Consider the following 26352-nt stretch of genomic DNA (forward strand, 5'->3'; position numbering starts at 1 on the left):
GCTGCAGCGCGCCGCGCATGCCCGGCCTACTTCGGTCTGTAAGCGCAATACCCCGGCCGCGGGCCGACCTTGGGATGATGGCGGCAGGTGTCCGGGCGCTTGTCGTAGACGGTGCACAGGCGCGTCTTGCGATCGAGGAACAGGCAGTCGTTGTTGGACATGCGGGTCAGGGTAAAGATGCCCGACTTCTGGTTGAAGCGCTCGACCACGCCGTCCTTCTGCAGGCGCTTGGCGATGTTCTTCGGCGGCTCGCTGCGCTCGAACTCGTCCACCAGCTCCAGGCGGATCAGGTCGTTCAGGCGTACTTCCACGGGCAGGGTGCAGCAGCTGGACATGCAGCTGTGGCACATGTCGCTGCTGTATTTGGCCCAGGTTTCCAGGCGGTCGAGTTCGGCGGCGGCGATCAGGCGGGGCTTCATCATGGTCGGGTCATGGGCGGTCTGCGCCGCGCGGGTTGGGGGCGGCGATGATAGCGGGCGCGCCGCGTTTGTGAAGCACCGGCTGGCAGTTGGCTACTTTGCGTTGTGCCTGTGACCGCTGTGGCAGTCGTCTCCCTGGGTGTTGGCGAACGTGCCTCCTATACTGGGCGCACCTCGGCCTGCCAGGGATGCGAGGCGACTTCCTTATCGGAGCGGGACACACTGCATGCAATGGATCTTCATGCTGGTCGGCTTGGTACTCGGCGCTGGGGTCAGCGAATCCGTCACCGGCGCCATTCTCGGCGGCCTGCTCGGCCTGAGTCTGGGCCAGGCGCTGCGCCTGCACGGCCTGGAGCAGCGCAATGGGCAACTGGCCGCCCAGCTCAAGGACTTCGCCGAACGCTTCGAGCGCGGCACCAGCGCCATCCACGAGCGCCTGCTCAGGGTGGAGCAGGGCGAGCGGGGCGAACCGCAGATGCCGCCACCGGCCGAGCAGGCCTCACCCGTCGCGGCCGAGCTCAAGCCCGAACCGCCGCTCGAGCCGCTTGTGGCCGAGGCCACAACCGAGCAGGCGCCAGAGGCGGAGCTGGACTGGACGCTGGAGCCGGAAATCGAGGCGCCGCCGCCACAACCCGTCGAAGCGCCAGCGCCCGTAGCCGCGCAGGAGCCGCCTCCGGCGCCCCAGGCCGGCCCCTGGAAACCCCGCGAGCCGCGTGAGCCCAACCTGCTCGAACGCGGCTTCGCCGCCGCCAAGGCCTGGCTGCTGGGCGGCAACACCGTATTGCGGGTCGGTGTGGTGCTGCTGTTCCTCGGCCTGGCCTTCCTGCTGCGCTACGCCACCGAAGGCATCGAGGTGCCGGTCGAGCTGCGCTATATGGGCGTGGCGGCCAGCGCGCTGGCCCTGCTCGGCCTGGGCTGGTGGCTGCGCCTGCGCAATCCCGGCTACGCCCTGGTGCTGCAGGGCACCGGCATCGCCGTGCTGTACCTGACGGTATTCGCCGCCATGCGCCTGCATCCATTGCTCGACCCCGGCATGGCGCTGGGGCTGCTGGTGGCGGTAACGCTGTGCTCGGCCATCCTTGCCGTGCGGCAGAACGCCCTCGGCCTGGCCGCCGCGGCGGCGCTCGGCGGTTTCGCCGCGCCTATCCTGACTTCCACCGGCAGCGGCAACCATGTCGCGCTGTTCTCCTATTTCGCCCTGCTCAATGCCGGCATCTTCCTCATCGCCTGGTTCAAGGCCTGGCGCCTGCTCAACCTGATCGGCTTCGTCGGCACCTTCGGCATCGGTTTCGCCTGGGGCCTGCGCTCCTACACGCCGGAGCTGTTGTGGAGCACCCAGCCGTTCCTGGTCCTGTTCTTTTTGATGTACCTGGCCATCGGCCTGCTGTTCGCCCGGCGCAAGCTGCGCGAGGCGAGCGACGCCCCCGAGGAGCGCGACGCGCTGCTGCACTGGTCGGCGCGACGCGGCGACTATGTCGACGCCACCGCGCTGTTCGGCCCGCCGCTGATCGGCTTCGGCCTGCAGTTGGCGCTGGTGCGCCATATCGAGTTCGCCGCCGCGTTCAGCGCCCTCGGCCTCGGTCTGTTCTACCTGCTGCTGGCGCACCTGCTCAAGGCGCGTGCCGGGCATCGCGCGCTGCTACTGGTGGAGACCTGCCTGGCACTCGGTGTGGTGTTCGCCAGCCTGGCCATTCCCCTGGGCCTGGACGCGCGCTGGACCTCCGCGGCCTGGGCGGTGGAGGGCGCCGGCATCTTCTGGCTGGGGCTGCGCCAGGGGCGGCCGCTGGCCCGCGCCTTCGCCCTGCTGCTGCAACTCGGCGCGGCGCTGGCCTTCCTCCATGGCCTGGATGCCGGTTACGGCCGCCTGCTGGACGGCTCGCCGCTGGGCGCTTTGATGCTGGCTGCGGCGTTGCTGTTCAGCTACTGGCAGCTGCGCCGGGCACCGCAGGCCGCCAGCCCTTGGGAAAACCGCCTGCTGCCCTGGCTGGGCGTTGTCGGGCTGGCCTCCGTCTACCTGATCGCGCCGCTGCTGCTGGCCGCGCCGGGTACGGCCATCGCCTGGGCGCTGGCGGGGCTGGCCACCCTGCTGGTGGGGCTGCGTATCGGTGCGCGCAGCTTCGTGTTCAGCGCCTTCGCCATTCAACTGCTGGGCGGTCTGCTGTTTGTCGGCCAGATGGCGCTGGATGCGGCCTTCGGTCGCGGCGGTTTCGCCGCCGGCTGGCTGGGTCTGCTGGCCGCCTCGCTGCTCGGCTTCGGCCTGATCGCCGGCATGCTGCTGGCGGCGCGCGATCCGCAGATACGCGCCAGCCGCCGGCTGCTGACCGGGCTGTCGCTGGTGCTGCTGGCGGGGCTGGCATTCGTCAACCTGGCGGTGCTGTTCGTCCTGCCCTGGGTCGCCGCCGCGGCGGTGTGGGGCGGTACGGGCCTGCTGATCCTCTGGCTGGCGCTGTACCTGCAGCAGCGCGTGGCCTTCTACTTCAGCCTGGCGTTGCAGCTGTTCGCCGGCCTGGCCTTTCTCGCCGCCGGGCCGCTGCTGCTGGCGGGGCTGAGCGGCGCGGGGCTGACGCCGCTGGCGCATACCGGCTTCTGGACGCCGGCGGTGCTCGGCCTGGCCGCGCAGGTCGGCGCCTGGCGCCTGCAGGCCCTGGCGCGGCGCGAGGGTGCCGGCGGCATGAACGGCGTCAGCCTGCTGCGCCTGGGCCAGCTGCTGCTGGTCTGGGGCGCGGCCTGGTGGGCCCTGGCGCTGGCCAGCGAGGTGCTGCGCTTCGCCGCCCCGGCGTTGCAGACGGCCCTGTTGCTCGGTTCCGCAACCCTCAGCGTGGCCCTCTGGGGGCTGGTCGCCGCGCGCAGCCAGTGGCGCGAGCTGGCGCTGCTGTGCAGCCTGCTGGCGCCGCTGGGCGGGTTGATCCTGCTGCACGCCTGGCACGGCTGGTATCACCCGGCGGCGAACTTCGCCTGGCTGGCCTGGTTGGCTCTGTTCGCCGTGCATTTCCTCGTCCTGCGCCGGCTCGGCGCCCTGTTGCCAAGCCGGGCGGCGAGCGCGGCGCACGTGCTCGGCTGCTGGCTGCTGCTCGGGGTGCTGGCGCTGGAGCTGCGCTACCTGCTGCTGAGCCTGTCCGAGCACTACAACGCCTGGCGCTGGCTGGGCTGGGCGCTGCTGCCCACCGCCTACCTGTGGGCGATGGCGCTGCCGCGCGCCTGGCCCTGGCCGCTGTCGGCGCATGCCCGCGAGTACCGCCTGCTGGCCGCCGCGCCGCTGGCGCTGCTGATGCTGGGCTGGTTCTGGCTGGCCAACGCGCTCAGCGCCGGCGACGCCGAGCCGCTGGCCTACCTACCGCTGCTCAATCCGCTGGAGCTGGGCCTGTTGCTGGGCCTGGGCGCCCTGTTCGCCTGGGGCCGCTTCGCCCTGCCGCGTCTCGGCCTGGAGCCTGCGCGGGCGCTGCAGCTGACCCAGGGCGTGGCGGGGCTGTCGCTGTTCGCCCTGTTGACGGTGATGGTGATGCGTAGCGCCCATCACTGGGGCGGTGTGTCCTGGCAGACGTCAGCGTTGTTCGACTCGATGCTGGTGCAGGCCGGGCTGTCCATCGTCTGGACCCTGATCGCCCTGGCGCTGATGCTCTTCGGCCATCTGCGGGTACGCCGCGAACTGTGGCTGGTCGGCGCGGCGCTGATCGCCGTGGTGGTGGCCAAGCTGCTGTTCGTCGAGCTGGGTAACCGCGGCGGCCTGGAGCGCATCGTGTCCTTTATCGGGGTCGGCGTGCTGCTGCTGGTGGTGGGCTATTTCGCCCCCTTGCCGCCGCGCCAGGCCGAACCACCTTCCAGCAACGAGCAACCACCCTCGGCCCACAAGGAGCCCGCCGCCTGATGCGCATCCGTCCGTTTCTACTGCTGGCCCTGCTGCTGGGCGGCGCCGTACAGGCCGCCGAGCGCCCGCAGGACTTCCGCCAGACGCTGCCGCTGCAGCTGTCCGGCGAGGGCCCCTGGTATCGCCTCGAGCTGCCCATCGCCGCGCACCTGGCCGCGCGCCACGGCGACCTGCGCGATCTGCGGGTGTTCGACGCCGGCGGCCAGGCGCAGGCCTATGCGCTGATTCCCGGGCGCAGCGAGACCCTGGAGCACGAGCAGGAACACGGCGTGCGCTGGTTCCCCCTGCACGGCCGGGCCGATGCCGCGCAGGCGCCGGCGCTGCGGGTCGAGCGCAGCACCACGGGCACCCTGATCGAGCTGCGCGGCGAGTCCGCTGCCGAACCGGACCAGCAACTGCGCGGCTGGCTGCTCGACGCCAGCGCCATCGACGCCCCATTGGTGCGCCTGACCCTTGACTGGAGCGGCGGCGAGGAGGGCTTTCAGCGCTTCGCCATCGAGGCCAGCGACGACCTGCAGCACTGGCGCGACTGGGGCGAGGGGCAGCTGGCGCGGCTGAGTTTCGCCGCCGAGCGCATCGACCAGCGCCAGGTCGAGCTGCCGGGCCAGCGCGCTCGCTACCTGCGCCTGCTCTGGCGCAGCCCGCAGCAGGCGCCGCAGCTGGAGGCGGTGACCCTGCGCAGCCGCCGGCAGGACCATCAGCCGGCGCCGCTGGTGTGGTCCGAGCCGCTGCCGGCGCAGCGCGCTGGCGACGGTCAGTACCAGTGGCAGCTGCCGCTGGCCCTGCCGCTGGAGCGTCTGCGCCTGCCGCTGGAGCAGGCCAATACCCTGGCGCCGCTGCGCTTCGAGGCGCGCGCGAGCGAGCAGGGGCCCTGGCGCCCGCTGGTCAGCGGCCTGCTCTACCGCCTGCCGGAGAACGGCCGCGAGGTGCGTCACGAGGAGCTGGCGCTGCCGGGCTGGCCGGTGCAGCAGTTACGCCTGCACCTGGATGCCCGCGGCGGCGGCCTGGGCGAAGCGGCGCCACGTTTGCAGCTGGCGCTGCGCGCGACCCAGCTGGTGTTCCTCGCCCGCGGCGAGCCGCCGTACCGGCTGGCGCTGGGCCACGCCGGCGCGCAGTCGGCGGCGCTGCCGCTGGCCAGCCTGATCCCCGGCTACAAGCCCGAGCGTCTGGCCGGATTGGGACGTGCCGAGCTGGGCGAGCTGGCCAGCCAGGTGCAGCCGGCGAGCGGCGAGCCGCCACGCGACTGGCAGCGCTTCGGACTTTGGGCTGTACTGCTGCTGGGAGTTGGGTTGCTGGCAGCGATGGCCGCCAGCCTGCTGCGTCGTCCGCCAAACGCCTGAGAGTGCGTGCGGAGCGAACAAACCCCTGTTGCAGCAGGGGTTTTGCAGTATCTTAGGCGCCCTGCGCCGAACCAGGAGTTGAGGTCAGGAAGGCCCTTGCGTATTTCGATTCGCGTCATCGCCCCGTTGTCGTATGCCGTCGCCCCAACGCGCGGCGAGGCGTTCGTTTCCCCGCTGCAGCCGCTGTGGAGAAGGTGCTGATGCAGGCCTGCCTGGCCTCTGCCTGGAGCCTGTCGCCGCCGGTGCTGATGACCCTGCTGGTGTGCTTCGGGGTGATCCTGCTGGCGCACTGGGTGACCCGCCAGCGCGACTTTCCCGGACGCGACAGCTTTATCCTGCTGCACCTGGCCAGCCTCTGGTGGATGGCCGCCGCGGCGCTGGAGATGAGCTTTTTCGCCGCCGAATGCAAGATGTTCTGGGCCAGCATGGCCTGGCCGGGCATCGTCTCCACGCCGACCTTCTGGGCGGTGTTCCTCTGGCAATACGTCAACAGCATGCGCACGCCGCTGGCGCGCCGCAGCATCCTGGGGCTGAGCCTGGTGCCGCTGCTGGTCTGGGCCCTGGCCCTGAGCAATCCCTGGCACGGCCTGTTCTACGGCGCCGGCAGCGCGCCGATCGACGCCAGCCCGGGGGCGCCGGTGCGCTATCAGCACGGGCCGCTGTTCTACGCCACGGCGGTCTACGTCTACCTGTTCATGGCCTTCTGCATGGGCGTGGTGACCCGCGCCGCGGCGCTCAGCCAGGGTCTGCACCGCCGTCACTACCTGGCGTTCGTGCTGGTCACCGCGGTGCCCTGGGTGGCCAACGTCGGCTACGTGGTGTTCGGCTGGACCCTGTTCGGCTTCGATCCCACGCCCTTCAGCTTCGCCTTCACCCTGGGGGCTTTCTCTTGGCTGATCGTCGGCGTGCGCTTGTTCGACCTGCTGCCGGTGGCCCGTCACCTGCTGCTCGAGGCGCTGCTCGACCCGGTGCTGGTGGTCGACCCGCGTGGGCGGGTGATCGAGGCCAATCCGGCGGCGCTCAAGCTGGCCGGCCTGCAGCAGGGCTGGCAGGGGCGCGAGCTGGGCGACTGGCCGGTGTTCGGCGCCGACCTGCAGCAGCTGCTCGATGAACAGGCCGGCGCCGACCCGAGCTTGCCGCTGACCCTGACCAGCGCGGCGCGCTACTACGAGGTGCGCGTGCGCGCCATCGAGCGCGCCACCCGCCACGGCCCGGTGCTGCTCGGCCATATGCTCTACGTGCGCGACGTCACCCAGCGCCAGCTCAGCGAGCTCAAGCTGGCCGAGGCCCTGGCCCTCAGCGAGGAGCGCCTGCGCACCATCAGCAGCCTGCACGAGCAGTTGCGCGAGCAGGCCCTGTGCGATCCGCTCACCGGGCTGTACAACCGTCGCTACCTGGACGAGTTCTTCGCCCGCGAACTGTCCCGCGCCCAGCGCGAGCAGGTGCCGCTGGCCGTGGCGCTGATCGACCTCGACCACTTCAAGCGGCTCAACGACGAATGCGGCCACCTGGTCGGCGACGACGTGCTCAAGTCGGTGGCCCAGCACCTGCTGGACAACCTGCGCAGCACCGACGCGGTGTTCCGCATCGGCGGCGAGGAGTTCCTGCTGATTCTGCCGGGGCTGGATGCGGCGGCCGCGACCAGCCGGATGGAGTCGCTGCGCGCGCAACTGGCGCAGATCGGTCAACCGACGCGCATCGGCGCGCTGCCGGTAACCCTGTCCGCCGGCATCGCCCTGTGGCCGGACCATGGCGAAGGGCTCGATGGCCTGCTGCAGGCCGCCGACGTGGCGCTCTACACGGCCAAGCGCAACGGCCGCAACCGGGTGCAGCTGGCCGCCACCGGCTGAGTGCAATCGCCGCCGGATAGGTGTTTTTCGCCGCAACAGTCGCTACATTTGCTGGGCAGTTCATACCAACAACAATAAGGACTCGCCATGAAACGCCTTCTAACCCCGCTGGCGGCCGCCTGCCTGCTGGCCAGTGCCACCCCGCTTTGTGCCGCGCCCTACAGCGGCCTTTATGTATTCGGCGACAGCCTCAGCGATGCCGGCTGGTTCGCCGACCCCGATGGCCCCGCGGGCGCCACCACCCGTTTCACCAACCGCGTCGGGCCGACCTACCAGGATGGCAGCGGCGAAATCTTTGGTCCGGTGGCGCCCATGTTGCTGGGCGATGCGCTCGGCCTCGGCGGCCTGGGCCCGGCCAACTCGACCGAGGGCGGCAACAACTGGGCGGTCGGCGGTTACCGCACCGACGAGATTCTCGGCACCATCAGCGGCCCCGGCGGTTATCTGGCCTCCACCGGCGGGCGTGCCGACCCCAACGCGCTGTACTACCTGACCGGCGGCGGCAACGACTTCCTCCAGTTCCGCGTGGTCGACACCGCCAGCGCCCAGGCTGCCGCGGGGCGTCTGGTCGACAGCGTGGAAACGCTGCAGCAGGCCGGGGCGCGCTACATCATGGTCTGGTTGCTGCCGGACATCGGCCTGACGCCGAACTTCTTCGGCGGCGGCCTGCAGGATCTGGTGACCTCGCTCGGCGCCGACTTCAACGACGAGCTGGTGCTGCAGCTGGCCACGGTCGATGCCAACGTGATTCCGCTGAACATCCCGCTCAATCTCGCCGAGATCCTCAGCGATCCGGGGCGTTACGGCCTGGTCGCCGATCGCGACACGGTGATCGGCACCTGCTTCGACGGTTGCAGCAATCCCAACCCGATCTATGGCCTCAACGGCAGCAATCCCGATCCGACCAAGCTGCTGTTCAACGACAGCGTGCACCCGACCATCGCCGGCCAGCGGCTGATCGCCGACTACGCCTATTCGCTGCTCGCCGCGCCCTGGGAGCTGACCCTGCTGCCGGAGATGGCCCTGGGCACCCTGCGCGGCCATCAGGATCAGCTGCGCGCCCAGTGGTTGGCCGACTGGGAGGCCTGGCAAGGCGTCGGCCAGTGGCGCACCTTCGTCAACGGCGGCGGCCAGCGCCTGGATTACGACCTACACGGCGGCGATGCCGATGGCAACGGCTACAGCCTCAACTTCGGCGCCAGCTACCGCCTCGACGAGGCCTGGCGCCTGGGCCTGGCGGCCGGGCTCTACCAGCAGAGCCTGGAGGCCGGCGCGGCGGATTCCGACTACGACCTGCGCAGCTACATCGGCACCGCGTTCGCCCAGTACCAGCACAACCGCTGGTGGGGCGATCTGGCCGCCAGCGCCGGTCACCTGGATTACCACGACCTCAAGCGCCAGTTCGCCATCGGGCCGTCCACCAACTCGGAGAAGGGCGATACCGACGGCCAACTCTGGGCCTTCAGCGGTCGTTTCGGCTACGACATCGCCCAGCCGGGCAGCCAGTGGCACCTGAGCCCCTTCGTCAGCGCCGACTACGTGCATATCGACGTGGACGGCTATGCCGAGGACGGCCAGCGCTCCACGGCACTGAGTTATGACGACCAGGAGCGCAAGTCCCGGCGCCTCGGCTTCGGCTTCCAGGGGCTGTACGACCTGACGCCGCAGACCCGCCTGTTCGGCGAGTTGGCCATGGAGCGCGAATACGAGGACGACGCCAGCGAGGTGCGCATGAGCCTCAACAGTCTGCCGGGGATCGACTTCGAGCTGCCCGGTTATCAGCCGGACGATCGCAGCCTGCGCGGTCACCTGGGCGTCAGCCACAGCCTGGGCAATGGCCTGTCGTTGCGCGGCAGCTACAGCTACCGGCATGCCGACGACGAAGTCCAGCACGGCCTGAACCTGGCGCTGTCGCTGGATCTCTAGTCGCTCCCGCCGCTGCCCGCGCGCGCCGGCGGCGCGCGCGGGCATATGGCCAGCTGCACGTTCCGTCAGTTTCTCGGCTTTCGCCGCGGCCGCGGGGAGGCGGCCGCGCCGCGAACGGGTTAAACTGCGCGCGATTTTTTCCCTTTCCGGAGCCGTCCATGTCCCGCGTCACCCTGAGCCGCTACCTGATCGAGCAGACTCGCAGCCACAACACCCCGGCCGATCTGCGTTTCCTCATCGAAGTCGTGGCGCGTGCCTGCAAGGCGATCAGCCATCAGGTGTCCAAGGGCGCCCTCGGCGGCGTGTTGGGTAGCCTCGACAGCGAGAACGTGCAGGGCGAGGTGCAGAAGAAGCTCGACGTGCTGTCCAACGAGATCCTCCTGGAAGCCAACGAGTGGGGCGGCCACCTGGCCGGCATGGCCTCCGAGGAAATGGACAACGCCTACCAGATTCCCGGCAAGTACCCCAAGGGCGCCTACCTGCTGGTGTTCGACCCGCTGGATGGCTCCAGCAACATCGACGTCAACGTCTCGGTCGGCACCATCTTCTCGGTGCTGCGCTGCCCGGATCGCAACGGCGACACCGGCGACCTCGGCGAGGATGCCTTCCTCCAGCCGGGCACCCAGCAGGTGGCCGCCGGCTACGCCATCTACGGCCCGCAGACCATGCTGATGCTGACCCTGGGCGACGGCGTCAAGGGCTTCACCCTGGACCGCGAGCTGGGCTCCTTCGTGCTCACCCACGACAACATCCGGGTGCCGGAGGCGACCAAGGAGTTCGCCATCAACATGTCCAACCAGCGCCACTGGGAAGCCCCGGTGCAGCGTTACGTGTCCGAGCTGCTGGCCGGCGAGACCGGGCCGCTGGGCAAGAACTACAACATGCGCTGGATCGCCTCGATGGTGGCCGACGTGCACCGCATCCTCACCCGCGGCGGCGTGTTCATGTACCCGCGCGACGCCCGCGAGCCGGAAAAGCCCGGCAAGCTGCGCCTGATGTACGAGGCCAACCCGATGTCGATGATCATCGAGCAGGCCGGCGGCGCTGCCACCAACGGCACCCAGCGCATCCTCGACATCCAGCCGGAATCCCTGCACCAGCGCGTGGCGGTGTTCCTCGGCTCGAAGGAAGAAGTGCTGCGCGTCACCGCCTACCACCGCGGCTGATCCCGTGCAGCCCTGGCAGCCGTTGCTCGACTGGTGGTTCGGCGCGGCCCCCGGCAGCGCCGGCGAGGTGGCGGCGGCGCGCCAGGGGCTGTGGTTCGGCAAGCGTGACAGCCAGGACGAAGAGGCCCGCGAGCGCTTCGCCGCGCTGGTCGAACAGGCCCTGGCCGGCGAGCTGCAGGGCTGGCAGGCCACGGCGCCGGGCTGGCTGGCCAGGCTGATCCTGCTCGACCAGCTGCCGCGGATGATCTTTCGCGACACCCCGCGCGCCTTCGCCGGCGACCCGCTGGCCCGGGCGCTGCTGCAGCAAGGGCTTGAACAGGGCCTGGATCGCCAGTTGACGCTTATCGAGCGGGTCTTTGCCTATATCGTCTTCGAACATGCCGAGGACCTGGCCCTGCAGGATCGCGCCGTCGAGTTGTTTCGCGGCTTGCACGAGCAGGCGGCTGCGGACGAGCGCAGCCTGTTCGCCGGTTTTCTCGACTTCGCCGAGCGCCATCGGCGGGTAATCGCGCGCTTCGGCCGCTTCCCCCATCGCAACCTCATCCTCGGCCGCGTTTCGAGCGACGAAGAGCAGGCCTTCCTGCGGGAACCCGGCTCACGTTTCTGAACTCCAATTGGGCACGTTGCGGCCTGCTATGCCAAGCTTGTCGCGTCCATGTCCTCCAGGAGTTTCATCCATGTCGATGCGTGTCGTCGCGCTGCTCGCCTGCTGCCTGCTGGCCGCCTGCAGCAAGGTCAACCAGGAAAACTACGCCAAGCTCAAGGCCGGCATGAGCAAGGACGAGGTGGAAAGCCTGCTCGGCGCGCCGGGCGAGTGCGCCGGTGCCCTGGGCATGTCCAGCTGCACCTGGGGCGACGACAAGAGCTTCATCAGCGTGCAGTACGCCGGCGACAAGGTGCTGATGTTCTCCGGCAAGGGCCTCAAGTAAAGGGAGTCAGCATGCGTTCGATCATGCTTGCCAGCGCGCTGCTCGCGCTCGTCGGTTGTGCCAACTCGGGCACCGGCCACATTCCTCCGGAGCCGCCGCAAACCATGCAGGTCGACCTGCAGCGCTACCAGGGCACCTGGTACGAGCTGGCGCGGCTGCCGATGTTCTTCCAGCGCAATTGCGTGCAGTCCGAGGCGCATTACCGCCTGCGTGACGACGGCCGTATCGAGGTGACCAACCGCTGCCGTGATGACGACGGCGAGTGGCAGGAGGTTCGGGGCGTTGCCGAAGCGCAAGTCGAGGGCCGTACCGACAAGCTCTGGGTGCGCTTCGACAACTGGGCCAGCAAGCTGCTGCCGATCAAGGGCGACTACTGGGTGCTGTACCGCGATGACGACTACCGCGTCGCGCTGGTCGGCCATCCCGAGCGCGACTACCTCTGGCTGCTGTCGCGCACCCCGCAAGTGGACGCCGCCACCCGCGACAAGCTGCTCGCCGTGGCGCGCGAGCAGGGTTACGACACCGCCGAGCTGATCTGGCGCCAGGCCGACTAGGGGCCTGCCGGGCTACTCCCAGTCCAGCCGCGCCAGCCTCCATTGGTCATCTTCCAGCCACCATTCCAGCTGCACCGCATAGTGCCGCGCGCTGTCGGGGATCAAGCCCTCGGCGCCGCTCAGGCCGACCTGGGCCTGGGTATGACCCTTGCTGGCGATCGCGGCATCGATCCAGCTGTTCTTGCCCAGGGCGATCACCTGGATGTTCTTGTGGCGCAGGAACAGCAGGGTCATGGTGCGCTTGGCCCACTCGCGGTCCAGTTCCTGGCGGGCGAGGAAGTCGGGGTGCAGCTGCGCCATCACCGCGCCGGTGTCCTTGGCTTCGATATTGTCCTGCAACTGCTGCACGGCCGCTTCCAGCGCCGCCTGCGGGTCGTCCTTGCCGCCACAACCGCCCAGCAGCAGGGCGAAAAACAGCGCCAGGGGCCAGGTCGGAACGCGTATCGGCATGCTGAAACTCCTTTTTCATGGTTATGATGCCCGGCAGAGCGGAACACGGCAGTTGTAGCCCATCGAGCCAGGAGCCCCACCATGCAGACTTTGTATCCGGAGATCAAACCCTACGCCCGCCACGAGCTGGCGGTCGAGCCGCCTCATGTCCTCTACGTGGACGAGAGCGGGTCGGCGGACGGGTTGCCGGTGCTGTTCATCCATGGCGGGCCCGGCGCCGGTTGCGATGCTGCCAGCCGCCGCTACTTCGATCCCAACCACTACCGCATCGTCACCTTCGACCAGCGCGGCTGCGGCCGCTCGACGCCGCACGCGAGCCTGGAGGGCAACAGCACCCAGGCGCTGATCGGCGATATCGAACGTATCCGCGAGCACCTGGGGATAGACAAGTTCGTGCTGTTCGGCGGCTCCTGGGGCTCGACCCTGGCGCTGGCCTACGCCCAGGCGCATCCGCAGCGGGTGCACGGGCTGATCCTGCGCGGCATCTTCCTGTGCCGGCCGCAGGAGTTCCACTGGTTCTATCAGGAGGGCGCCAGCCGCCTGTTCCCCGACTACTGGGAGGACTACCTCGCGCCGATCCCGGCGGAGGAGCGCGGCGACCTGATGCAGGCCTTCTACAAGCGCCTCACCGGCGCCGACCAGATCGCCCAGATGCACGCGGCCAAGGCCTGGTCGACCTGGGAGGGGCGCACCGCTACCCTGCGCCCCAACCCGCAGGTGGTCGAGCGCTTCAGCGAGGCCCACCGCGCGCTGTCGATCGCCCGCATCGAGTGCCATTACTTCGTCAACCAGGCCTTCCTCGAGCCCGATCAGCTGCTGCGCGACATGCCGAAGATCGCCCACCTGCCGGGCATCATCGTGCACGGTCGCTACGACGCCATCTGCCCGCTGGACAACGCCTGGGCGCTGCACCAGGCCTGGCCCAACAGCGAGCTGCAGATCATCCGCGACGCCGGCCACTCGGCGGCCGAGCCGGGCATCACCGACGCCCTGGTGCGCGCCGCCGAGCAGATGGCCCGGCGCCTGCTCGACCTGGCCCCGGACGAAGCATGAAGGCGCTGATCCAGCGCGTCAGCGCCGCGCGGGTGGAAGTGGCGGGCGAGGTGGTCGGCGCCATCGACCGGGGCCTGCTGGCGCTGGTCGGCGTCGAGCCGCAGGACGATGCCGCCAGCGTCGCCAAGCTGTTGCACAAGCTGCTCAACTACCGGGTGTTCGGCGACGAGGCCGGCAAGATGAACCTGTCGCTGACGGACGTGCAGGGCGGCCTGCTGCTGGTATCGCAGTTCACCCTGGCCGCCGACACCAAGAGCGGCCTGCGCCCGAGTTTCTCCAGCGCCGCAGCGCCGGCCCAGGGCCAGGCCCTGTTCGAGCTGCTGCTCGAACAGGCGCGGGCGCAGCATGCGCAGGTCGCCAGCGGCCGCTTCGGCGCCGCGATGCAGGTGCATCTGGTCAACGATGGGCCGGTGACCTTTCTCCTCGAGAGCTGAACGGCTGCGGCCAGTGCAGCCACTCGGCGGCATACAGCGTCCAGAGGATGATCAGCGGCTGGAACGGCAGGCGCAGCCAGTAGTACCACTGCACGCTGGGCAGGCCGTCGACCTGCAGGCCATGCAGGGCGTTGTGCAGGTTGGCCGGAAACACGCAGACGAAGTACAGCGCCAGCAGTCCCCCCGCCAGCCTGCGCGTGCGCGGCCAGAGCAGGCCGAGTGCGCCAGCGATCTCGCAGGTGCCGGTCAGCAGTACCAGCTCCAGGTGCCAGGGCAGGTAGGGCGGCATCATCGCCAGGTAGCGTGCCGGAGTCAGCCAGTGATCCACGCCGATCAGCAGCAGGGCCAATGCCAGGGCCAGGCGCATTCGCGTCGGCCAGCTTGTCGGTCCGGGGAGACCCAGGCGCACGGGTACTGCGGCGAGCAGGCTGAAAACCAGCAACAGGGCAACGAATAGCATGAGGGTTCCTCCGAGCGGAGCTGGTGCCCGTTGCCCGCTGTGGGCATGATGTGGGCGTTGCCAACATATTAGAGGGGATGTTGCTGGTGTCAACATGTGAAGAAGAGGGCGTTCGCGCCTATCACCATGGCGATTTGCGCTGCGCTCTGCTGGCGGCGGCCGGCGAGCTGCTGGACGAGGGTGGCGCGGCTGCGATCAGCTTGCGCGAGGTGGCGCGCCGGGCCGGGGTTTCGCATAACGCGCCCTATCGGCATTTTGCCGATCGCGATGCCTTGCTGGCAGCGCTGGCCGCCGAGGGGTTCGCCGAACTGAGTCGGCGCATGGCGCTGCTGCCGGCATCGCGCCTGCAGGCATTGGGGCAGTGCTACGTGGCCTTCGCCCTGGAGCAGCCGGGGCGTTTCGCCCTGATGTTCGGCGGCGTGGCAGACAAACGGCGCTACCCGCAGTTGCAGCAGGCGGCGCAAGCCCTCTACCGCCAGCTCGGGGCCAGCGTGCAGGCCGTGGCGCCAGGCCAGGACCTGGCGACCGCCAGCCTGGCGGCCTGGAGCCTGGTGCATGGGCTGGCGCAACTGCTGCTGGACGACCAGCTACCCGGACAGGACGCAGAGGCCGCCGCCCAGGCGGTGACCGGGTTGTTCGTCGCCGGATTGGGGGGCGCCTAGCCTGTCGCGATCATTCGGGATGGGCGCGGGTTCAGAACAGCCGCGCCAGCAGCGCCGGTACCGCCGTTTCCACCCGCAGGATGCGCTCGCCGAGTTGCACCGGTTGCAGGCCCGCGGCCTGGCCCAGCAGCGCCACCTCGTAGGGGATCCAGCCGCCTTCCGGGCCTATGGCCAGGGTCACCGGGCCTGAAACCGCGCGCGGGCAGGGCGGATGGTCGCCGGGATGGCCGACCAGGCCGAGCGTGCCGGCGGCAAGCAGAGGCAGACGATCCTCGACGAAGGGCTTGAAGCGCTTTTCGATCAGCACCTCGGGCAGCCGGGTGTCGCGCGCCTGCTCCAGGCCGAGGATCAGTTGCTCGCGGATGGCTTCGGGTTCGAGGAAGGGGGTCTGCCAGAAGCTCTTTTCCACCCGGTAGCTGTTGACCAGCACCAGGCGCGGCACGCCCATGGCGGCAATGGTCTGTAGCACGCGCTTGAGCATCTTCGGCCTGGGCAGGGCCAGTACCAGAGTCAGCGGCAGCTTGGCCGGCGGCGCCTGGGTGAGGGCAACCTGCAGTTCGGCGTGCTCATCGTCCAGGGCCAGCAGCCGGCCCTCGCCCATCTGCCCGCCGAGGCGGCCGACGCGCAGGCGGTCGCCAGCGGCGGCGCGGTGTACTTCGTGCAGGTGCTTGAGACGGCGGCCGGTCAGGCGGGCACGGTCGGCGCCGATGAAGTCGGCGTCCTCCAGCAGCAGCAGGTTCACGGCAGCGGCGCGGGCGGCTGGTCTTCGGGCTTGGCCTCGTCCTCGGCGTCGGCCTGGGCTTCGCTGCGCTGCTTGACCAGGCTGCCGGCCAGCACGCCGGCCTCGAACAGCAGCCACATCGGCACCGCCAGCAGAGTCTGCGAGAACACGTCCGGCGGGGTCAGCACCATGCCGACCACGAAGCAGCCGACTATCACATAGGGGCGGCTCTTGCGCAGGGTGGCGACGTCGACGATGCCGACCCAGATCACCAGGAAGGTGGCGATGGGAATCTCGAAGGCCACGCCGAAGGCGAAGAACAGGGTGAGCACGAAGTCCAGGTACTGGCCGATGTCGGTCATCATCGCCACCCCTTCCGGGGTCACGCTGGCGAAGAAGCCGAACATGATCGGGAACACCACGAAGTAGGCGAAGGCCATGCCGGCGTAGAACAGCAGGATGCTGGAAATCAGCAGCGGCACGGCGATGCGCTTCTCGTGGCTGTACAGCCCCGGCGCGATGAAGCCCCAGGCCTGATGCAGGATCACCGGCATGCCGAGAAACAGCGCGCACATCAGGGTCAGCTTGAACGGCGTGAGGAAGGGCGAGGCGACGCCGGTGGCGATCATCGTCGCGCCTTCCGGCAGGTAGGCGCGCAGCGGCGCGGCGACCAGGGCGTAGATGTCCTGGGCGAAGTAGAACAGCCCGGCGAAGATCAGCAGGATGATCACCACGCAGCGCAACAGGCGCGCGCGCAGCTCGGTCAGGTGCGAGACCAGGGGCATTTCCTGGTCGGCGTCCGGGTGTCGGCTCATGGCTGGCGTGGGGTGTCCTGGCTGGTGGGCGCCGGCTCTGGCTTGGCGGGCTCGCTGGCAGGCTTGGCGGCAGGGTCGAGGATCTCCTGCTTCATCGCCTTCATTTCTCGCTCCAGTTCGAGGATCTGCTCGTTATGCAGCTGGCGGCGGATTTCGTCGGCACCGATCTCGCGTTCCACCTCCGCCTTGATCGCGCTGAAGCTGCGCTTGATCCGGCCGATCCACAGGCCGGCCGTGCGCACCGCGCCGGGCAGGCGCTCGGGGCCGAGCACCACCAGGGCGACCAGGGCCACCAGTAGCAGTTCGCTGAAACCGACGTCGAACATGGCTCAGTCTTTCTTCGCCGGCTCTTCGACCTTGCGCGCCTGGGCGTCGATGGTCTGCCCCTTGGGCTCTTCCACCGCCGGTTTCTCGGCTTCGCCGTTGTCCATCGACTTGCGGAAGCCCTTGATCGCGTCGCCCAGGTCCGAGCCCAGGCTCTTCAGGCGCTTGGTGCCGAACAGCATGACCACGATGAGCAGGATGATCAGGAGTTGCCAGATGCTGATGCCACCGAATCCCATGATGCGTTCTCCGTTGTGAGAGGTTGTTCAGTTTTGCGGTCGCGCGGCTTTTTCCGCGTGGCCGGAGAGGCCGAAGCGCCGCTCCAGTTCGTCCAGCACGGCCTGCGGGTGCTGGCCGAGGGCGGCGAGCACCACCAGGCTGTGGAACCACAGGTCGGCGGTTTCGTAGATCAGGTCGCTGCAGTCGCCGCTGGCGGCGGCGTCCTTGGCGGCGAGGATGGTTTCCACCGACTCCTCGCCGAGCTTCTCGAGAATCTTGTTCAGGCCCTTGTGATACAGGCTGGCGACGTAGGAGCTGTCGGGGGCGGCGCCCTTGCGCGCCTCCAGCACCTCGGCCAGGCGGCTCAGGGTGTCACTCATGGCGGTGTCCTGCGTGATAGATGGCGTGCGGGTCTTTGCGCACGGCGTCGACGATTTTCCAGCCGCCGTTTTCATAGACGCGGTAGAAGCAGCTCTCGCGCCCGGTGTGGCAGGCGATGCCGCCGAGCTGTTCGACCATCAGCACGATTACGTCGGCGTCGCAGTCCAGGCGCAGCTCGTGCAGCTTCTGCACGTGGCCGGATTCCTCGCCCTTGCGCCACAGCTTGCCGCGCGAGCGTGACCAGTAGATGGCGCGCTGCTCACTCACGGTCAGGGCGAGGGATTCGCGGTTCATCCAGGCCATCATCAGGATGCGGCCGCTCTGGTGATCCTGGGCGATGGCCGGGACCAGGCCGTCTTCGTTCCAGTGGATTTCGTCGAGCCAATCGTTCATCGGGATTCCGTGTCTGCTGCGCCGGGCCGCGGCCCGTCAATACGCCAAGTGTGCCAGTGCGGCGGCCGACTGGCTATCGGCGCAGCACCAGATAGAGCCCGCCGCCGAGCATCAACCAGGCCGGCCAGGCCGCCAGCAGCGGCGCCAGGCCCTGCACCGCGCCGGCGCCGATCAGCGCCGCGCCGAGCAGGCGCAGCGGCCACTGCCCGTTGGTCGGTTGTGGTGCCTGCGGCGCCGGCTGTTGCAGGCGCTCCAGGGCGTCGCGGGCGATCTGCGACAGGTGCGGCACCTGCTCGGCCTGCTGCTGCAGGTTGCGCAGCAGGTGCAGCGGGCTGACCCGCTCGCGCATCCAGCGTTCGAGGAAGGGCTGCGCGGTGCTCCACAGGTCCAGGTCCGGGTACAGCTGGCGACCCAGGCCCTCGATGTTCAGCAGGGTCTTTTGCAGCAGCACCAGCTGCGGCTGCACTTCCATGTTGAAGCGCCGCGCGGTCTGGAACAGGCGCAGCAGCAGCTGCCCGAAGGAAATTTCCTTCAGCGGCCTCTCGAAGATCGGCTCGCACACGGTGCGGATCGCCGCCTCGAATTCGTTGACCTTGGTATCGGCCGGCACCCAGCCGGAATCGATGTGCAGCTGCGCCACCTTGCGGTAGTCGCGCTTGAAGAAGGCGATCAGGTTGCGCGCCAGGTAGTCCTGGTCCTCGTCGGTGAGGCTGCCGATGATGCCGCAGTCGATGGCGATGTACTGCGGGCTCCAGGGCGTGCGGGTGCTGACGAAGATGTTGCCGGGGTGCATGTCGGCGTGGAAGAAGCTGTCGCGAAACACCTGGGTGAAGAAGATTTCCACGCCGCGCTCGGCCAAGAGCTTCATGTCGGTGCGCTGGTCGGCCAGGGTCGCCAGGTCGGTCACCGGGATGCCGTAGATGCGCTCCATCACCAGCACCTGCGGGCGGCACAGGTCCCAGTACACCTGTGGCACGTAGAGCAGCGGCGAGCCGTCGAAGTTGCGCTTGAGCTGGCTGGCATTGGCCGCTTCGCGCAGCAGGTCGAGCTCGTCGTAGATGGTCTTCTCGTAGTCGCCGACCACCTCTACCGGGCGCAGGCGGCGGGCGTCGGCCGAGGCCTGCTCGGCGATGCGGGCGAGCAGGAACAGCCAGGCCAGGTCCTGGCGGATCACCGGCTTGAGCCCGGGGCGGATCACCTTGACCACCACCTCTTCACCGCTTTTCAGCTGCGCGGCGTGCACCTGGGCCACCGAGGCGGAGGCCAGCGGCTGGCTGTCGAAGCGGGCGAACAGCTCGCCCACCGGCGCGCCGAGCTGGCCTTCGATCAGGGCGATGGCCTGGGCTTCGGGGAAGGGCGGCACCTGATCCTGCAGGCGCGCCAGCTCGTCGGCGATGTCCGGCGGCAGCAGGTCGCGGCGGGTGGAGAGCAGCTGGCCGAACTTGATAAAGATCGGCCCCAAATCTTCCAGAGCCAGGCGCAGACGCGCGCCGCGCGACAGTTGCAGCGGCTTGCGCGGCAGCCAGCGCCAGGGCAGCAGCCAGCCCAGGGCGCGCAGCCACACCGGCAGCGGCAGTGCCAGCAGCAGCTCGTCCAGCTGGTAGCGGACGATCACGCGCTGGATGCGCAGCAGGCGGCGAACGGCGAGTAGTTTCATGCGTCGGGCTTAGGTCGTGAGGCGAGGCGCTCGATGCGCGCCTCGAGGCGGTCGAGGGCGAGCTTGAGCTGGTCCAGTTCGGCGAAGCGCACCTCGGCCTCGCGCTGGCCGACCAGGCTGCGCGATTCTTCGGCGAGGTAGTCGGCCAGGTCCTGCTTGAGGCTGGCGGCGCCATTCGCCGCGAGGTTCACCCGGCTGCGCAGATGGCCGGCGAGCAGGGGGCTGGCGACTGGGCCGAGCCAGCGCGACAGTTCGTATTCCCAGTCCAGCTCCAGGTCCTGGAGGATGCCGGCCAGCTCCAGCAGCACCGCGCTGTCGCCGTCCAGCGACACTTCCGGGCGGTGCAGCACGGCGGTCTTGTCGCGGCTCAGGGCCAGGCGCGCCAGGCTGGCGGCGGGGGCGGTGAGGCTGCAGTCGGCGGGCGCCTGCCACTGCCCGGCCAGCTGCAGGCCGTCGCCGCTGGGCAGGATGAACAGCTCCAGCGCCGGGCTCTGGCAGTGCACGGCGATCACCTTGCCGGCCAGCTTGTGCAGGCGCGGCAGGGCGGTGCCGTCCAGGCGCAGGACGCGATTGAGGCCCGCCTCGACGCCGGCCAGCAGCCCGCTCAGCAGCATCAGGGCTTGATGCCGCGGTGCAGGGCGACGATGCCGCCGGTCATGTTGTGGTAGGTGACGCGCTCGAAGCCGGCCTCGACCATCATCGCCTTGAGGGTCTCCTGATCCGGGTGCATGCGGATCGACTCGGCGAGGTAGCGGTAGCTGTCGGCGTCGTTGCTGATCAGCTTGCCGGCCAGCGGCATGAAACTGAACGAGTAGGTGTCGTAGGCCTTGGCCAGCAGCGGGTTGCCGGGCTTGGAGAACTCCAGCACCAGCAGGCGCCCGCCGGGCTTGAGCACGCGCAGCATGGAGCGCAGGGCGTCTTCCTTGTGCGTCACGTTGCGCAGGCCGAAGGCGATGCTGACCACGTCGAAGTGGTTGTCGGGAAACGGCAGCTTCTCGGCATCGGCCTGGACGAACACCACGTTGCCGGCCACGCCCTTGTCCAGCAGGCGGTCGCGGCCGACCTTGAGCATGGAGTCGTTGATGTCGGCCAGCACCACCTGGCCGCTCGGGCCGACCAGGCTGGAAAACTTGCGGGTCAGATCGCCGGTGCCGCCGGCGATATCCAGCACGCGGTTGCCCGCGCGCACGCCGGACAGCTCGATGGTGAAGCGCTTCCACAGGCGATGCAGGCCGCCGGACAGCACGTCGTTCATCAGGTCGTACTTGGCCGCCACCGAGTGGAACACCTCGGCCACTTTTTCCGCCTTCTGGCTTTCCGGCACGTCCTGGAAACCGAAGTGGGTGGTGGGTTCCTGCTCCTGGGCCTTGCGTGGATCGCTCATATCGCTCTACCGGCTAAAGATCGCCGCTCATTCTAAAGGCGCCCGGCGCCTTTGTCTTGCCCGGGTGCCCGGCCGCGCGGCGGGCTGGTAGAGTGATGTGACCCCATGCCGCAGGCCACGGCCGCCGCGGCGCCCGGCAGTCAGTCGAAGGAGTTGCCATGTCCCGTATTCGCGTCGAACGTCCCCACCAGCTCGGCCGCGCCGCCGCGCGCGAGAAGGCCGAGCAACTGGCCGAGCGCCTGGCCCGCGAGTACGACGTGCGCTACCGCTGGAACGGCGACACCCTGGAGTTCAAGCGCAGCGGCGCCGACGGCAGCATCGAGGTGGGCGAGGATCGGGTGTGCGTCGAGCTCAAGCTGGGCCTGCTGCTGTCGGCCATGGGCGGCAGCATCAAGCGCGAGATCGAGCAGGTGCTGGACAAGTCGTTGGCGTAGGTTGGCGCTGAGCGCAGCGAAGCCCGGCAGGGAGCACGCAGTGCTCCGCCCGACGATCTCGGCGCCTGGCGCGCCGCCGCCCGGCTGCAATCCGGGGGCTCCACCATGGTGGAGCGGTGACGCGCGATCCACCCTGCCGCGCGCCTAGTATGCGATTTCTAATTTTTCTCCCTAGGGTGTACCCAAGCCTGCATTCCGTGGGCGTTTCCGCTAACTGTCAAAGCGCGTGAGGTGCACCATGTCGAAAGTTGCCGTGAAGAAGAAGGTCGAAGCCGTGGCCGAGGACAAAGCCGGTCTGCTCGATGACGTCAAGGGCTATGCCCGCAAGATCTACCTGGCGGGCCTGGGTGCCTACGCCAAGGCCGGTGCCGAGGGTGTCGAGTACTTCAAGGAACTGGTCAAGAGCGGCGAGAGCCTCGAGAGCAAGGGCAAGCAGCTGGTCGACGAACAGGTCGAAGCCGCCAACAGCCAGATCGAATCGGTAAAGAAAACCGTCAACTCCAACGTCACCAGCGTCAAGGGCAAGGTCGAAGTGCAGCTCGACAAGATCGAGAAGGCCTTCGACACCCGTGTCGCCGCCGCCCTGAACCGTATCGGCATTCCCTCCAAGCAGGATGTTGAGGCACTCTCTGCTAAGCTGGATGAGCTGAGCGCGTTGCTCGAGCACGTCGCGCGTACCAAATAAGGAGATCAGGATGGCTGTTAAGAAGAAAACCGAGAAACAGACCAGCTCCTGGATCGGCGAGGTCGAGAAATACTCGCGCCAGATCTGGTTGGCAGGCTTGGGCGCTTACTCCAAGGTCAGCAAGGACGGCACCAAGCTGTTCGATACCCTGGTCAAGGACGGCGAGAAGGCCGAGAAACTGGCCAAGAGCGAAGTCGACAAGCAGGTCGATGCGGTGAAAGCCGGCGTCGGCTCCAAGGTCGGTTCCGCCAAGTCCAAGGTCGATGAGGTCAAGGACAAGGCGATCGGCAAGTGGAGCGAGCTGGAAGAGGCTTTCGACAAGCGTCTGAACAATGCCATCTCGCGGCTGGGCGTGCCCAGCCGTAACGAGGTCAAGGCATTGAACGACAAGGTCGACAGCCTGACCAAGCAGCTGGAGAAGATCGCTGGCGTGTCGGCCAAGTCGGTGGCCAAGCCGGCGGCGAAAGCGGCTGCCAAGCCAGCACCGAAAGCCGCGGCGAAACCGGCCGCCAAGCCGGTGGCCAAGGCTGCCGCCAAGCCGGCTGCAAAACCTGCGGCCAAACCGGCAGCCAAGGCCGCGGCGAAACCTGCTGCCAAGCCGGCGGCGAAACCGGCAGCGGCGAAGAAGCCGGCGGCGAAGAAGCCTGCCGCGCCCAAGGTCGCTGCAGCGAAACCGGCCGCTGCGGCCCCCGTCGCGGCTCCCGCGGCGGCGCCTGCAGCTCCGGCACCGGCCCCGGCTGCCGTTGCGGCGACGCCTGCCAACCCGTCCTGAGTTTCTCGGGATCACAAGCGCCCGGCCTAGTGCCGGGCGTTTGCGTTTCTGCGCGGCTCAGGCGTCCAGGTAGCGCTGCGCCAGTTGCTCGGCGGCGAAGCGCGAAGGCGCAGCCAGGTGCGGCGCCACCAGCATCATCACCTGATAGACCACCAGGCGACTCTCGCCGTCGCTGCCGAGGATGCGCTGGTAGTCGAGGGAGAACAGCAGGGTGAGGGTGATCTGCTCCACCAACTGGCCGAGGGCGCGGGTGTCGCTGACCAGTTGTCCCTCGGCCATCAGTCGCGCCAGCAGGGCGGCCAGAGTGCGCTTGAGCGAGTTCAGCCAGTGGCGGATGCCGCGCGCCAGCTTGGGCAGGCGCCCGGCCAGGTTGGACAAGTCCTGGAACAGGAAGCGGTACTGCGCCAGGCGCTCGACGATCAGGTGCAGGAACAGCCAGTAATCCTCGACGTCCAGCTGCGCCTCGGCGGGCGGATCGAGCAGCGGCGCCATCTCGGCCTGGAAACGCTCGAACAGCTCCAGCACCAGCGGCTCCTTGCCGTGGAAGTGGTAGTAGAGATTGCCCGGACTGATCTCCAGCTCGTTGGCGATCTCCAGGGTGGAGACATTGGGCTCGCCCTGCTGGTTGAACAGCTGCAGGGCGGTGTGCAGGATGCGCTCGCGGGTTTTCATCCGGTCTTCTTGTCGGTGGCGCGGAGGCGTTGACGATAACGCGGCCGGCGCGGCGCCGGCCAGCCCTTCAACGGATATGCACGTAGGTGCCGGGCGCGGCCTCCATCGGCGGATGCTTCTGGTCGCCCAGCGCCAGCAGGGTCTCGCGCTGCTCGCCGGAGCGTGCCTGAATCCATTCCAGCCACTGCGGCCACCAGCTGCCCTGTACGTGCTGGGCATCGTGGTACCAGGCGCGCGGGTCCGAGGTCAGCTTGCCGTTCTCGTAGTAGTTGGCCTTGGGGTTGCCCGGCGGATTGAGGATGCTCTGGATATGCCCGCTGTTGGACAGGATGAAGCGGCGGTTGCCACCGAGCAGCAGGGCCGAGCGGTACACCGCGTCCCAGGGGGTGATGTGGTCGTTGATGCCGGCCACGCTGAAGCTGTCCACCGTGACCTTGGCCAGGTCCACCGGGGTGCCGCAGACCTCCAGGCCGCCGGCGCGGCTGAGCGGGTTGTGCTTGAAGAAATCGATCAGGTCGCCGTGCAGCGCCGCCGGCAGGCGGGTGTTGTCGTTGTTCCAGTAGAGGATATCGAAGGCCGGCGGCTGCTTGCCGAGCAGGTAGTTGTTGACCCAGTAGTTCCAGATCAGGTCGTTGGGGCGCATCCAGGCGAACACCTTGGCCATGTCGCGGCCGTCCAGCACGCCCTGCTGGTAGGAGCGGCGCTTGGCCGATTCCAGGGTCTGCTCGTCGGCGAACAGCATGGCCGGGCTGTCGATCTGGCTGTCCAGCAGGCTGACCATGTAGGTGGCGCTGGCCACCTTGCGCAGCTGCCGCTTGGCCTGCAGGTGGCCCTGCAGGGCGGCGATGGTCAGGCCGCCGGCGCAGGCGCCGAGCAGGTTGACCTCCTTGCTGCCGGTGATCGCGCGGCAGGCGTCGACGGCTTCCTCGACCGCCTGCACGTAGCTCGACAGGCCCCATTCGCGGTGCCGCGCGTCCGGGTTGCGCCAGCTGATCATGAAGGTCTGCAGGCCGTTCTTCAGCGCGTACTGGACGAAGCTCTTGTCGGTGGACAGATCGAAGATGTAGTACTTGTTGATCTGCGGCGGCACGATCAGCAGCGGCTTGACGTACTGTTTCTCGCTCATCGGCCGGTACTGGATCAGCTCCAGCAGCTCGTTGCGAAACACCACCGAGCCGGGGGTGCAGGCCAGGTTGCGGCCGACTTCGAAGGCGTGCTTGCTGACCTGGCTGGGCAGGCCGTTGTTGTGCAGCAGGTCGTCGAGCAGATGGCGCATGCCCTTGAACAGGCTGCTGCCGCCGCTGTTGAACAGCTCCTTGAGCGCCAGCGGGTTGAGCAGGCTGTTGGACGGCGCCAGGGCGTCGCTGAGGATCGCCGCGAGAAAGCGTGCGCGGGCGCGGTCGTCGGCCGACAGCTCGCTGTCGTCGATCCAGGCGCCCAGCTGCTTCTGCCAGGCCAGGTAGGCCTGCAGACTGCGCCGGTAGAAGGGGTTGAGCTGCCAGGTGGGGTCGGCGAAGCGCGCGTCCTGCGGGTTGGTCTTGTGCAGCGTATCGCCGAGCAGCACGCGGCCGAGCTGGCCGCCGAAGGCGAGCAGGTGGCGGCTGCTGCGCACTGGATGCTTGAGCCCCTGCACGGCGAGCAGGCGCACGGTGGAGAGCAGGTCGCGACCGCGCACGCCGACCACGGCGCTCTGGGCGTTCATGAAAGTGGCAGGCGTTGGCAGGGCGCCGCTATTGGGCTTGTCTCGCATGGGGTAACACTCCGTCGTCAATCCTTGTAGAGACTTTCAAGGTACGAGGCTGCGCAGCAAGCCTTGTACCAAGCGCGCCGGAAGGGCATTCCAGACAGCCGCGCGCATCAGGCGGAGGCGCCTCGGCGGCCTCCTTGTCGAGCAATCTGACAGCCTTGCACTACAGTTGTGCGCTCAATGCTGGCGTGCCGGGGTTGGCTGCGGGTGCATCACCGCGCGCTGCCGTTCCTCCTCGAGAAACTTCATGATGATCGGTGCCACCGCCTCGGCACGGGTCACCAGGAACAGGTGGCCGTCGTCGATCACGTGCAGTTCGGCGTTGGGGATGCGCCAGGCCAGCAGGCGCATATTGATCAGCGGGATCAGCGGGTCGTCGTCGCCGGCCATCACCAGGGTCGGCTGGCGGATCTTGTGCAGCCAGTGGATGCTGGTCCAGCCGAGGCCGGCGAACAGCTGCCAGTAGTAGCCCATCTTGCCGCCGGAGCGCACCTTGCTGGCGTGCGCCATGGCCAGCTTGGGGTCGCGGCGGAAGGCGCCGCCGTAGATGTCCGGGGCGATGCGCACGCCGTAGGACGGCTGCACGTAGCGCCGCGGGCTGGCCATGCGCCAGAGCACCTTGGGCTTGCCCGGCACCATCACCGCGCCGGCCGAGGTGGCGGCGAGGATCAGCTTCTTGCAGCGCTCCGGGTAGTCGTGGGCGAATTGCTGCGCCAGGGCGCCGCCCCAGGACACGCCGATGGCGTTGACCTGGCCATAGTCGAGGTAGTCGAGCATGCGCGCCGCCAGCCTGGCCAGGCCGGGGAAGCGGTAGGGCGTGGCCGGGGTGGACGAGCCGCCGACGCCGGGCACGTCGAAGGCGATCACCTCCAGGTCCGGGTCGAGGGCCTGGACGAAGGGCATCACCAGCTCCAGGTTGGCGCCGATGCCGTTGAAGATCAGCAGCGGCACCAGTTGGCCGTTACCGGGGCGCACCGCGGTGCGGATGGTCTGACCATCGAGGTCGATGGTGCGAAATACGAAAGGTGACGGCATGCGCG

29 protein-coding genes are annotated in these 26352 nt (G+C 68.6%); 14 read left to right on the plus strand and 15 right to left on the minus strand.

What is annotated here, in order from left to right; genetic code table 11:
- Positions 1-26: 26 nt before the first annotated feature.
- Positions 27-422, minus strand: coding sequence for a YkgJ family cysteine cluster protein (locus ACW9UL_RS02115; protein ID WP_122109246.1), 396 nt, complete (start codon positions 420-422; stop codon positions 27-29).
- Positions 423-645: 223 nt separating this feature from the next.
- Between ACW9UL_RS02115 and ACW9UL_RS02120 the strand changes: the two genes are divergently transcribed.
- From ACW9UL_RS02120 to ACW9UL_RS02155, 8 genes are all read left to right on the plus strand, one after another.
- Positions 646-4284, plus strand: a complete 3639-nt coding sequence (locus tag ACW9UL_RS02120) for a DUF2339 domain-containing protein (protein ID WP_457788702.1) — start codon at positions 646-648, stop codon at positions 4282-4284.
- Positions 4284-5624: a DUF3999 domain-containing protein gene (locus ACW9UL_RS02125; RefSeq protein WP_457788703.1), complete on the plus strand. Its 1341-nt coding sequence runs from the start codon at positions 4284-4286 to the stop codon at positions 5622-5624. The genes ACW9UL_RS02120 and ACW9UL_RS02125 overlap by 1 nt, the downstream gene beginning before the upstream one ends.
- A 200-nt stretch (positions 5625-5824) precedes the next feature.
- A complete protein-coding gene (locus ACW9UL_RS02130; RefSeq protein ID WP_457788704.1) occupies positions 5825-7474 on the plus strand; it encodes a histidine kinase N-terminal 7TM domain-containing diguanylate cyclase in 1650 nt (549 codons plus the stop codon).
- Positions 7475-7561: 87 nt separating this feature from the next.
- Entirely contained in the window at positions 7562-9400 is a 1839-nt protein-coding gene (estP, locus tag ACW9UL_RS02135; protein WP_457788705.1) for an esterase EstP, read from the plus strand.
- Between the two features lie 158 nt (positions 9401-9558).
- On the plus strand, positions 9559-10566 hold the full coding sequence (locus ACW9UL_RS02140; protein ID WP_122109241.1) for a class 1 fructose-bisphosphatase: 1008 nt from the start codon (positions 9559-9561) through the stop codon (positions 10564-10566).
- Positions 10567-10570: 4 nt separating this feature from the next.
- Positions 10571-11173, plus strand: a complete 603-nt coding sequence (locus ACW9UL_RS02145) for a DUF924 family protein (RefSeq protein ID WP_457788706.1) — start codon at positions 10571-10573, stop codon at positions 11171-11173.
- Positions 11174-11243: 70 nt separating this feature from the next.
- Positions 11244-11495 carry an outer membrane protein assembly factor BamE domain-containing protein gene (bamE, locus tag ACW9UL_RS02150; RefSeq protein WP_021441796.1) on the plus strand — a complete coding sequence of 84 codons (252 nt, stop codon included), beginning with the start codon at positions 11244-11246 and terminating at the stop codon, positions 11493-11495.
- Between the two features lie 11 nt (positions 11496-11506).
- Entirely contained in the window at positions 11507-12049 is a 543-nt protein-coding gene (locus ACW9UL_RS02155; protein WP_021441797.1) for a lipocalin family protein, read from the plus strand.
- A 12-nt stretch (positions 12050-12061) separates the two neighbouring features.
- On the opposite strand, the gene ACW9UL_RS02160 is transcribed toward ACW9UL_RS02155, so the two are convergent.
- On the minus strand, positions 12062-12499 hold the full coding sequence (locus tag ACW9UL_RS02160; protein ID WP_021441798.1) for a hypothetical protein: 438 nt from the start codon (positions 12497-12499) through the stop codon (positions 12062-12064).
- Between the two features lie 81 nt (positions 12500-12580).
- Here ACW9UL_RS02160 and pip point away from each other — a divergent pair, with 81 nt between their 5' ends.
- Complete coding sequence (gene pip / locus ACW9UL_RS02165; RefSeq protein WP_122109238.1) at positions 12581-13552, plus strand: prolyl aminopeptidase; 972 nt, start codon at positions 12581-12583, stop codon at positions 13550-13552.
- On the plus strand, positions 13549-13986 hold the full coding sequence (gene dtd, locus ACW9UL_RS02170) for a D-aminoacyl-tRNA deacylase (RefSeq protein ID WP_457788707.1): 438 nt from the start codon (positions 13549-13551) through the stop codon (positions 13984-13986). Before pip ends, dtd begins: the two co-directional genes overlap by 4 nt.
- Here dtd and ACW9UL_RS02175 read toward each other — a convergent pair.
- The gene (locus ACW9UL_RS02175) at positions 13949-14446 is read right to left on the minus strand and encodes a DoxX family protein (protein ID WP_397495822.1); all 498 of its coding nucleotides are present in this window, start codon (positions 14444-14446) and stop codon (positions 13949-13951) included. The two genes, dtd and ACW9UL_RS02175, sit on opposite strands and share 38 nt — an antisense overlap.
- Positions 14447-14532: 86 nt before the next feature.
- Between ACW9UL_RS02175 and ACW9UL_RS02180 the strand changes: the two genes are divergently transcribed.
- Positions 14533-15108, plus strand: coding sequence for a TetR/AcrR family transcriptional regulator (locus ACW9UL_RS02180; RefSeq protein WP_397495823.1), 576 nt, complete (start codon positions 14533-14535; stop codon positions 15106-15108).
- Positions 15109-15139: 31 nt separating this feature from the next.
- On the opposite strand, the gene ACW9UL_RS02185 is transcribed toward ACW9UL_RS02180, so the two are convergent.
- From ACW9UL_RS02185 to ubiE, 9 genes are all read right to left on the minus strand, one after another.
- The gene (locus tag ACW9UL_RS02185) at positions 15140-15850 is read right to left on the minus strand and encodes a 16S rRNA (uracil(1498)-N(3))-methyltransferase (protein ID WP_397495824.1); all 711 of its coding nucleotides are present in this window, start codon (positions 15848-15850) and stop codon (positions 15140-15142) included.
- Positions 15847-16644, minus strand: a complete 798-nt coding sequence (gene tatC / locus ACW9UL_RS02190; protein ID WP_122109235.1) for a twin-arginine translocase subunit TatC — start codon at positions 16642-16644, stop codon at positions 15847-15849. Before tatC ends, ACW9UL_RS02185 begins: the two co-directional genes overlap by 4 nt.
- On the minus strand, positions 16641-16970 hold the full coding sequence (gene tatB / locus ACW9UL_RS02195) for a Sec-independent protein translocase protein TatB (RefSeq protein ID WP_457788708.1): 330 nt from the start codon (positions 16968-16970) through the stop codon (positions 16641-16643). The genes tatC and tatB overlap by 4 nt, the downstream gene beginning before the upstream one ends.
- 3 nt (positions 16971-16973) lie before the next feature.
- Positions 16974-17207, minus strand: coding sequence for a twin-arginine translocase TatA/TatE family subunit (gene tatA / locus ACW9UL_RS02200; protein ID WP_011920744.1), 234 nt, complete (start codon positions 17205-17207; stop codon positions 16974-16976).
- Positions 17208-17234: 27 nt separating this feature from the next.
- On the minus strand, positions 17235-17567 hold the full coding sequence (locus ACW9UL_RS02205) for a phosphoribosyl-ATP diphosphatase (RefSeq protein WP_021441806.1): 333 nt from the start codon (positions 17565-17567) through the stop codon (positions 17235-17237).
- Positions 17560-17961 (minus strand): phosphoribosyl-AMP cyclohydrolase, encoded by a 402-nt coding sequence (gene hisI / locus ACW9UL_RS02210; RefSeq protein WP_457788709.1) that lies wholly within the window; start codon positions 17959-17961, stop codon positions 17560-17562. Before hisI ends, ACW9UL_RS02205 begins: the two co-directional genes overlap by 8 nt.
- A 73-nt stretch (positions 17962-18034) precedes the next feature.
- Positions 18035-19618 carry a ubiquinone biosynthesis regulatory protein kinase UbiB gene (gene ubiB / locus ACW9UL_RS02215; protein ID WP_457788710.1) on the minus strand — a complete coding sequence of 528 codons (1584 nt, stop codon included), beginning with the start codon at positions 19616-19618 and terminating at the stop codon, positions 18035-18037.
- Positions 19615-20232, minus strand: a complete 618-nt coding sequence (locus ACW9UL_RS02220; RefSeq protein WP_021444114.1) for a ubiquinone biosynthesis accessory factor UbiJ — start codon at positions 20230-20232, stop codon at positions 19615-19617. Before ACW9UL_RS02220 ends, ubiB begins: the two co-directional genes overlap by 4 nt.
- Positions 20232-21002 (minus strand): bifunctional demethylmenaquinone methyltransferase/2-methoxy-6-polyprenyl-1,4-benzoquinol methylase UbiE, encoded by a 771-nt coding sequence (gene ubiE, locus ACW9UL_RS02225; protein ID WP_021444113.1) that lies wholly within the window; start codon positions 21000-21002, stop codon positions 20232-20234. The genes ACW9UL_RS02220 and ubiE overlap by 1 nt, the downstream gene beginning before the upstream one ends.
- A 158-nt stretch (positions 21003-21160) precedes the next feature.
- Here ubiE and ACW9UL_RS02230 point away from each other — a divergent pair, with 158 nt between their 5' ends.
- From ACW9UL_RS02230 to ACW9UL_RS02240, 3 genes are all read left to right on the plus strand, one after another.
- Positions 21161-21436: a polyhydroxyalkanoic acid system family protein gene (locus ACW9UL_RS02230; RefSeq protein ID WP_021444112.1), complete on the plus strand. Its 276-nt coding sequence runs from the start codon at positions 21161-21163 to the stop codon at positions 21434-21436.
- Positions 21437-21674: 238 nt separating this feature from the next.
- A complete protein-coding gene (locus ACW9UL_RS02235) occupies positions 21675-22121 on the plus strand; it encodes a phasin family protein (protein WP_021444111.1) in 447 nt (148 codons plus the stop codon).
- 10 nt (positions 22122-22131) lie between these two features.
- Positions 22132-22893: a phasin family protein gene (locus tag ACW9UL_RS02240; RefSeq protein WP_457788711.1), complete on the plus strand. Its 762-nt coding sequence runs from the start codon at positions 22132-22134 to the stop codon at positions 22891-22893.
- Between the two features lie 57 nt (positions 22894-22950).
- Here the strand turns inward: ACW9UL_RS02240 and ACW9UL_RS02245 are convergent, their stop codons facing one another.
- The 3 genes from ACW9UL_RS02245 to phaZ form a co-directional block, all read right to left on the minus strand.
- Positions 22951-23565 carry a TetR/AcrR family transcriptional regulator gene (locus tag ACW9UL_RS02245; RefSeq protein ID WP_021442879.1) on the minus strand — a complete coding sequence of 205 codons (615 nt, stop codon included), beginning with the start codon at positions 23563-23565 and terminating at the stop codon, positions 22951-22953.
- Positions 23566-23632: 67 nt separating this feature from the next.
- Positions 23633-25315, minus strand: coding sequence for a class II poly(R)-hydroxyalkanoic acid synthase (gene phaC, locus ACW9UL_RS02250; protein ID WP_457788712.1), 1683 nt, complete (start codon positions 25313-25315; stop codon positions 23633-23635).
- A gap of 174 nt (positions 25316-25489) precedes the next feature.
- On the minus strand, positions 25490-26347 hold the full coding sequence (gene phaZ, locus ACW9UL_RS02255) for a poly(3-hydroxyalkanoate) depolymerase (protein ID WP_122109230.1): 858 nt from the start codon (positions 26345-26347) through the stop codon (positions 25490-25492).
- Positions 26348-26352 lie beyond the last annotated feature (5 nt).

Source organism: Pseudomonas sp. PL-6 (genome assembly GCF_054110165.1).

Coding starts and splice junctions, on each gene's coding strand:
- ACW9UL_RS02115 (WP_122109246.1), bottom strand. CDS start 422: ATGATGAAGCCCCGCCTGATCGCCGCCGCCGAACTCGACCGCCTGGAA.
- ACW9UL_RS02120 (WP_457788702.1), top strand. CDS start 646: ATGCAATGGATCTTCATGCTGGTCGGCTTGGTACTCGGCGCTGGGGTC.
- ACW9UL_RS02125 (WP_457788703.1), top strand. CDS start 4,284: ATGCGCATCCGTCCGTTTCTACTGCTGGCCCTGCTGCTGGGCGGCGCC.
- ACW9UL_RS02130 (WP_457788704.1), top strand. CDS start 5,825: ATGCAGGCCTGCCTGGCCTCTGCCTGGAGCCTGTCGCCGCCGGTGCTG.
- estP (WP_457788705.1), top strand. CDS start 7,562: ATGAAACGCCTTCTAACCCCGCTGGCGGCCGCCTGCCTGCTGGCCAGT.
- ACW9UL_RS02140 (WP_122109241.1), top strand. CDS start 9,559: ATGTCCCGCGTCACCCTGAGCCGCTACCTGATCGAGCAGACTCGCAGC.
- bamE (WP_021441796.1), top strand. CDS start 11,244: ATGTCGATGCGTGTCGTCGCGCTGCTCGCCTGCTGCCTGCTGGCCGCC.
- ACW9UL_RS02155 (WP_021441797.1), top strand. CDS start 11,507: ATGCGTTCGATCATGCTTGCCAGCGCGCTGCTCGCGCTCGTCGGTTGT.
- ACW9UL_RS02160 (WP_021441798.1), bottom strand. CDS start 12,499: ATGCCGATACGCGTTCCGACCTGGCCCCTGGCGCTGTTTTTCGCCCTG.
- pip (WP_122109238.1), top strand. CDS start 12,581: ATGCAGACTTTGTATCCGGAGATCAAACCCTACGCCCGCCACGAGCTG.
- dtd (WP_457788707.1), top strand. CDS start 13,549: ATGAAGGCGCTGATCCAGCGCGTCAGCGCCGCGCGGGTGGAAGTGGCG.
- ACW9UL_RS02175 (WP_397495822.1), bottom strand. CDS start 14,446: ATGCTATTCGTTGCCCTGTTGCTGGTTTTCAGCCTGCTCGCCGCAGTA.
- tatC (WP_122109235.1), bottom strand. CDS start 16,644: ATGAGCCGACACCCGGACGCCGACCAGGAAATGCCCCTGGTCTCGCAC.
- tatB (WP_457788708.1), bottom strand. CDS start 16,970: ATGTTCGACGTCGGTTTCAGCGAACTGCTACTGGTGGCCCTGGTCGCC.
- tatA (WP_011920744.1), bottom strand. CDS start 17,207: ATGGGATTCGGTGGCATCAGCATCTGGCAACTCCTGATCATCCTGCTC.
- ACW9UL_RS02205 (WP_021441806.1), bottom strand. CDS start 17,567: ATGAGTGACACCCTGAGCCGCCTGGCCGAGGTGCTGGAGGCGCGCAAG.
- hisI (WP_457788709.1), bottom strand. CDS start 17,961: ATGAACGATTGGCTCGACGAAATCCACTGGAACGAAGACGGCCTGGTC.
- ubiB (WP_457788710.1), bottom strand. CDS start 19,618: ATGAAACTACTCGCCGTTCGCCGCCTGCTGCGCATCCAGCGCGTGATC.
- ACW9UL_RS02220 (WP_021444114.1), bottom strand. CDS start 20,232: ATGCTGCTGAGCGGGCTGCTGGCCGGCGTCGAGGCGGGCCTCAATCGC.
- ubiE (WP_021444113.1), bottom strand. CDS start 21,002: ATGAGCGATCCACGCAAGGCCCAGGAGCAGGAACCCACCACCCACTTC.
- ACW9UL_RS02230 (WP_021444112.1), top strand. CDS start 21,161: ATGTCCCGTATTCGCGTCGAACGTCCCCACCAGCTCGGCCGCGCCGCC.
- ACW9UL_RS02235 (WP_021444111.1), top strand. CDS start 21,675: ATGTCGAAAGTTGCCGTGAAGAAGAAGGTCGAAGCCGTGGCCGAGGAC.
- ACW9UL_RS02240 (WP_457788711.1), top strand. CDS start 22,132: ATGGCTGTTAAGAAGAAAACCGAGAAACAGACCAGCTCCTGGATCGGC.
- ACW9UL_RS02245 (WP_021442879.1), bottom strand. CDS start 23,565: ATGAAAACCCGCGAGCGCATCCTGCACACCGCCCTGCAGCTGTTCAAC.
- phaC (WP_457788712.1), bottom strand. CDS start 25,315: ATGCGAGACAAGCCCAATAGCGGCGCCCTGCCAACGCCTGCCACTTTC.
- phaZ (WP_122109230.1), bottom strand. CDS start 26,347: ATGCCGTCACCTTTCGTATTTCGCACCATCGACCTCGATGGTCAGACC.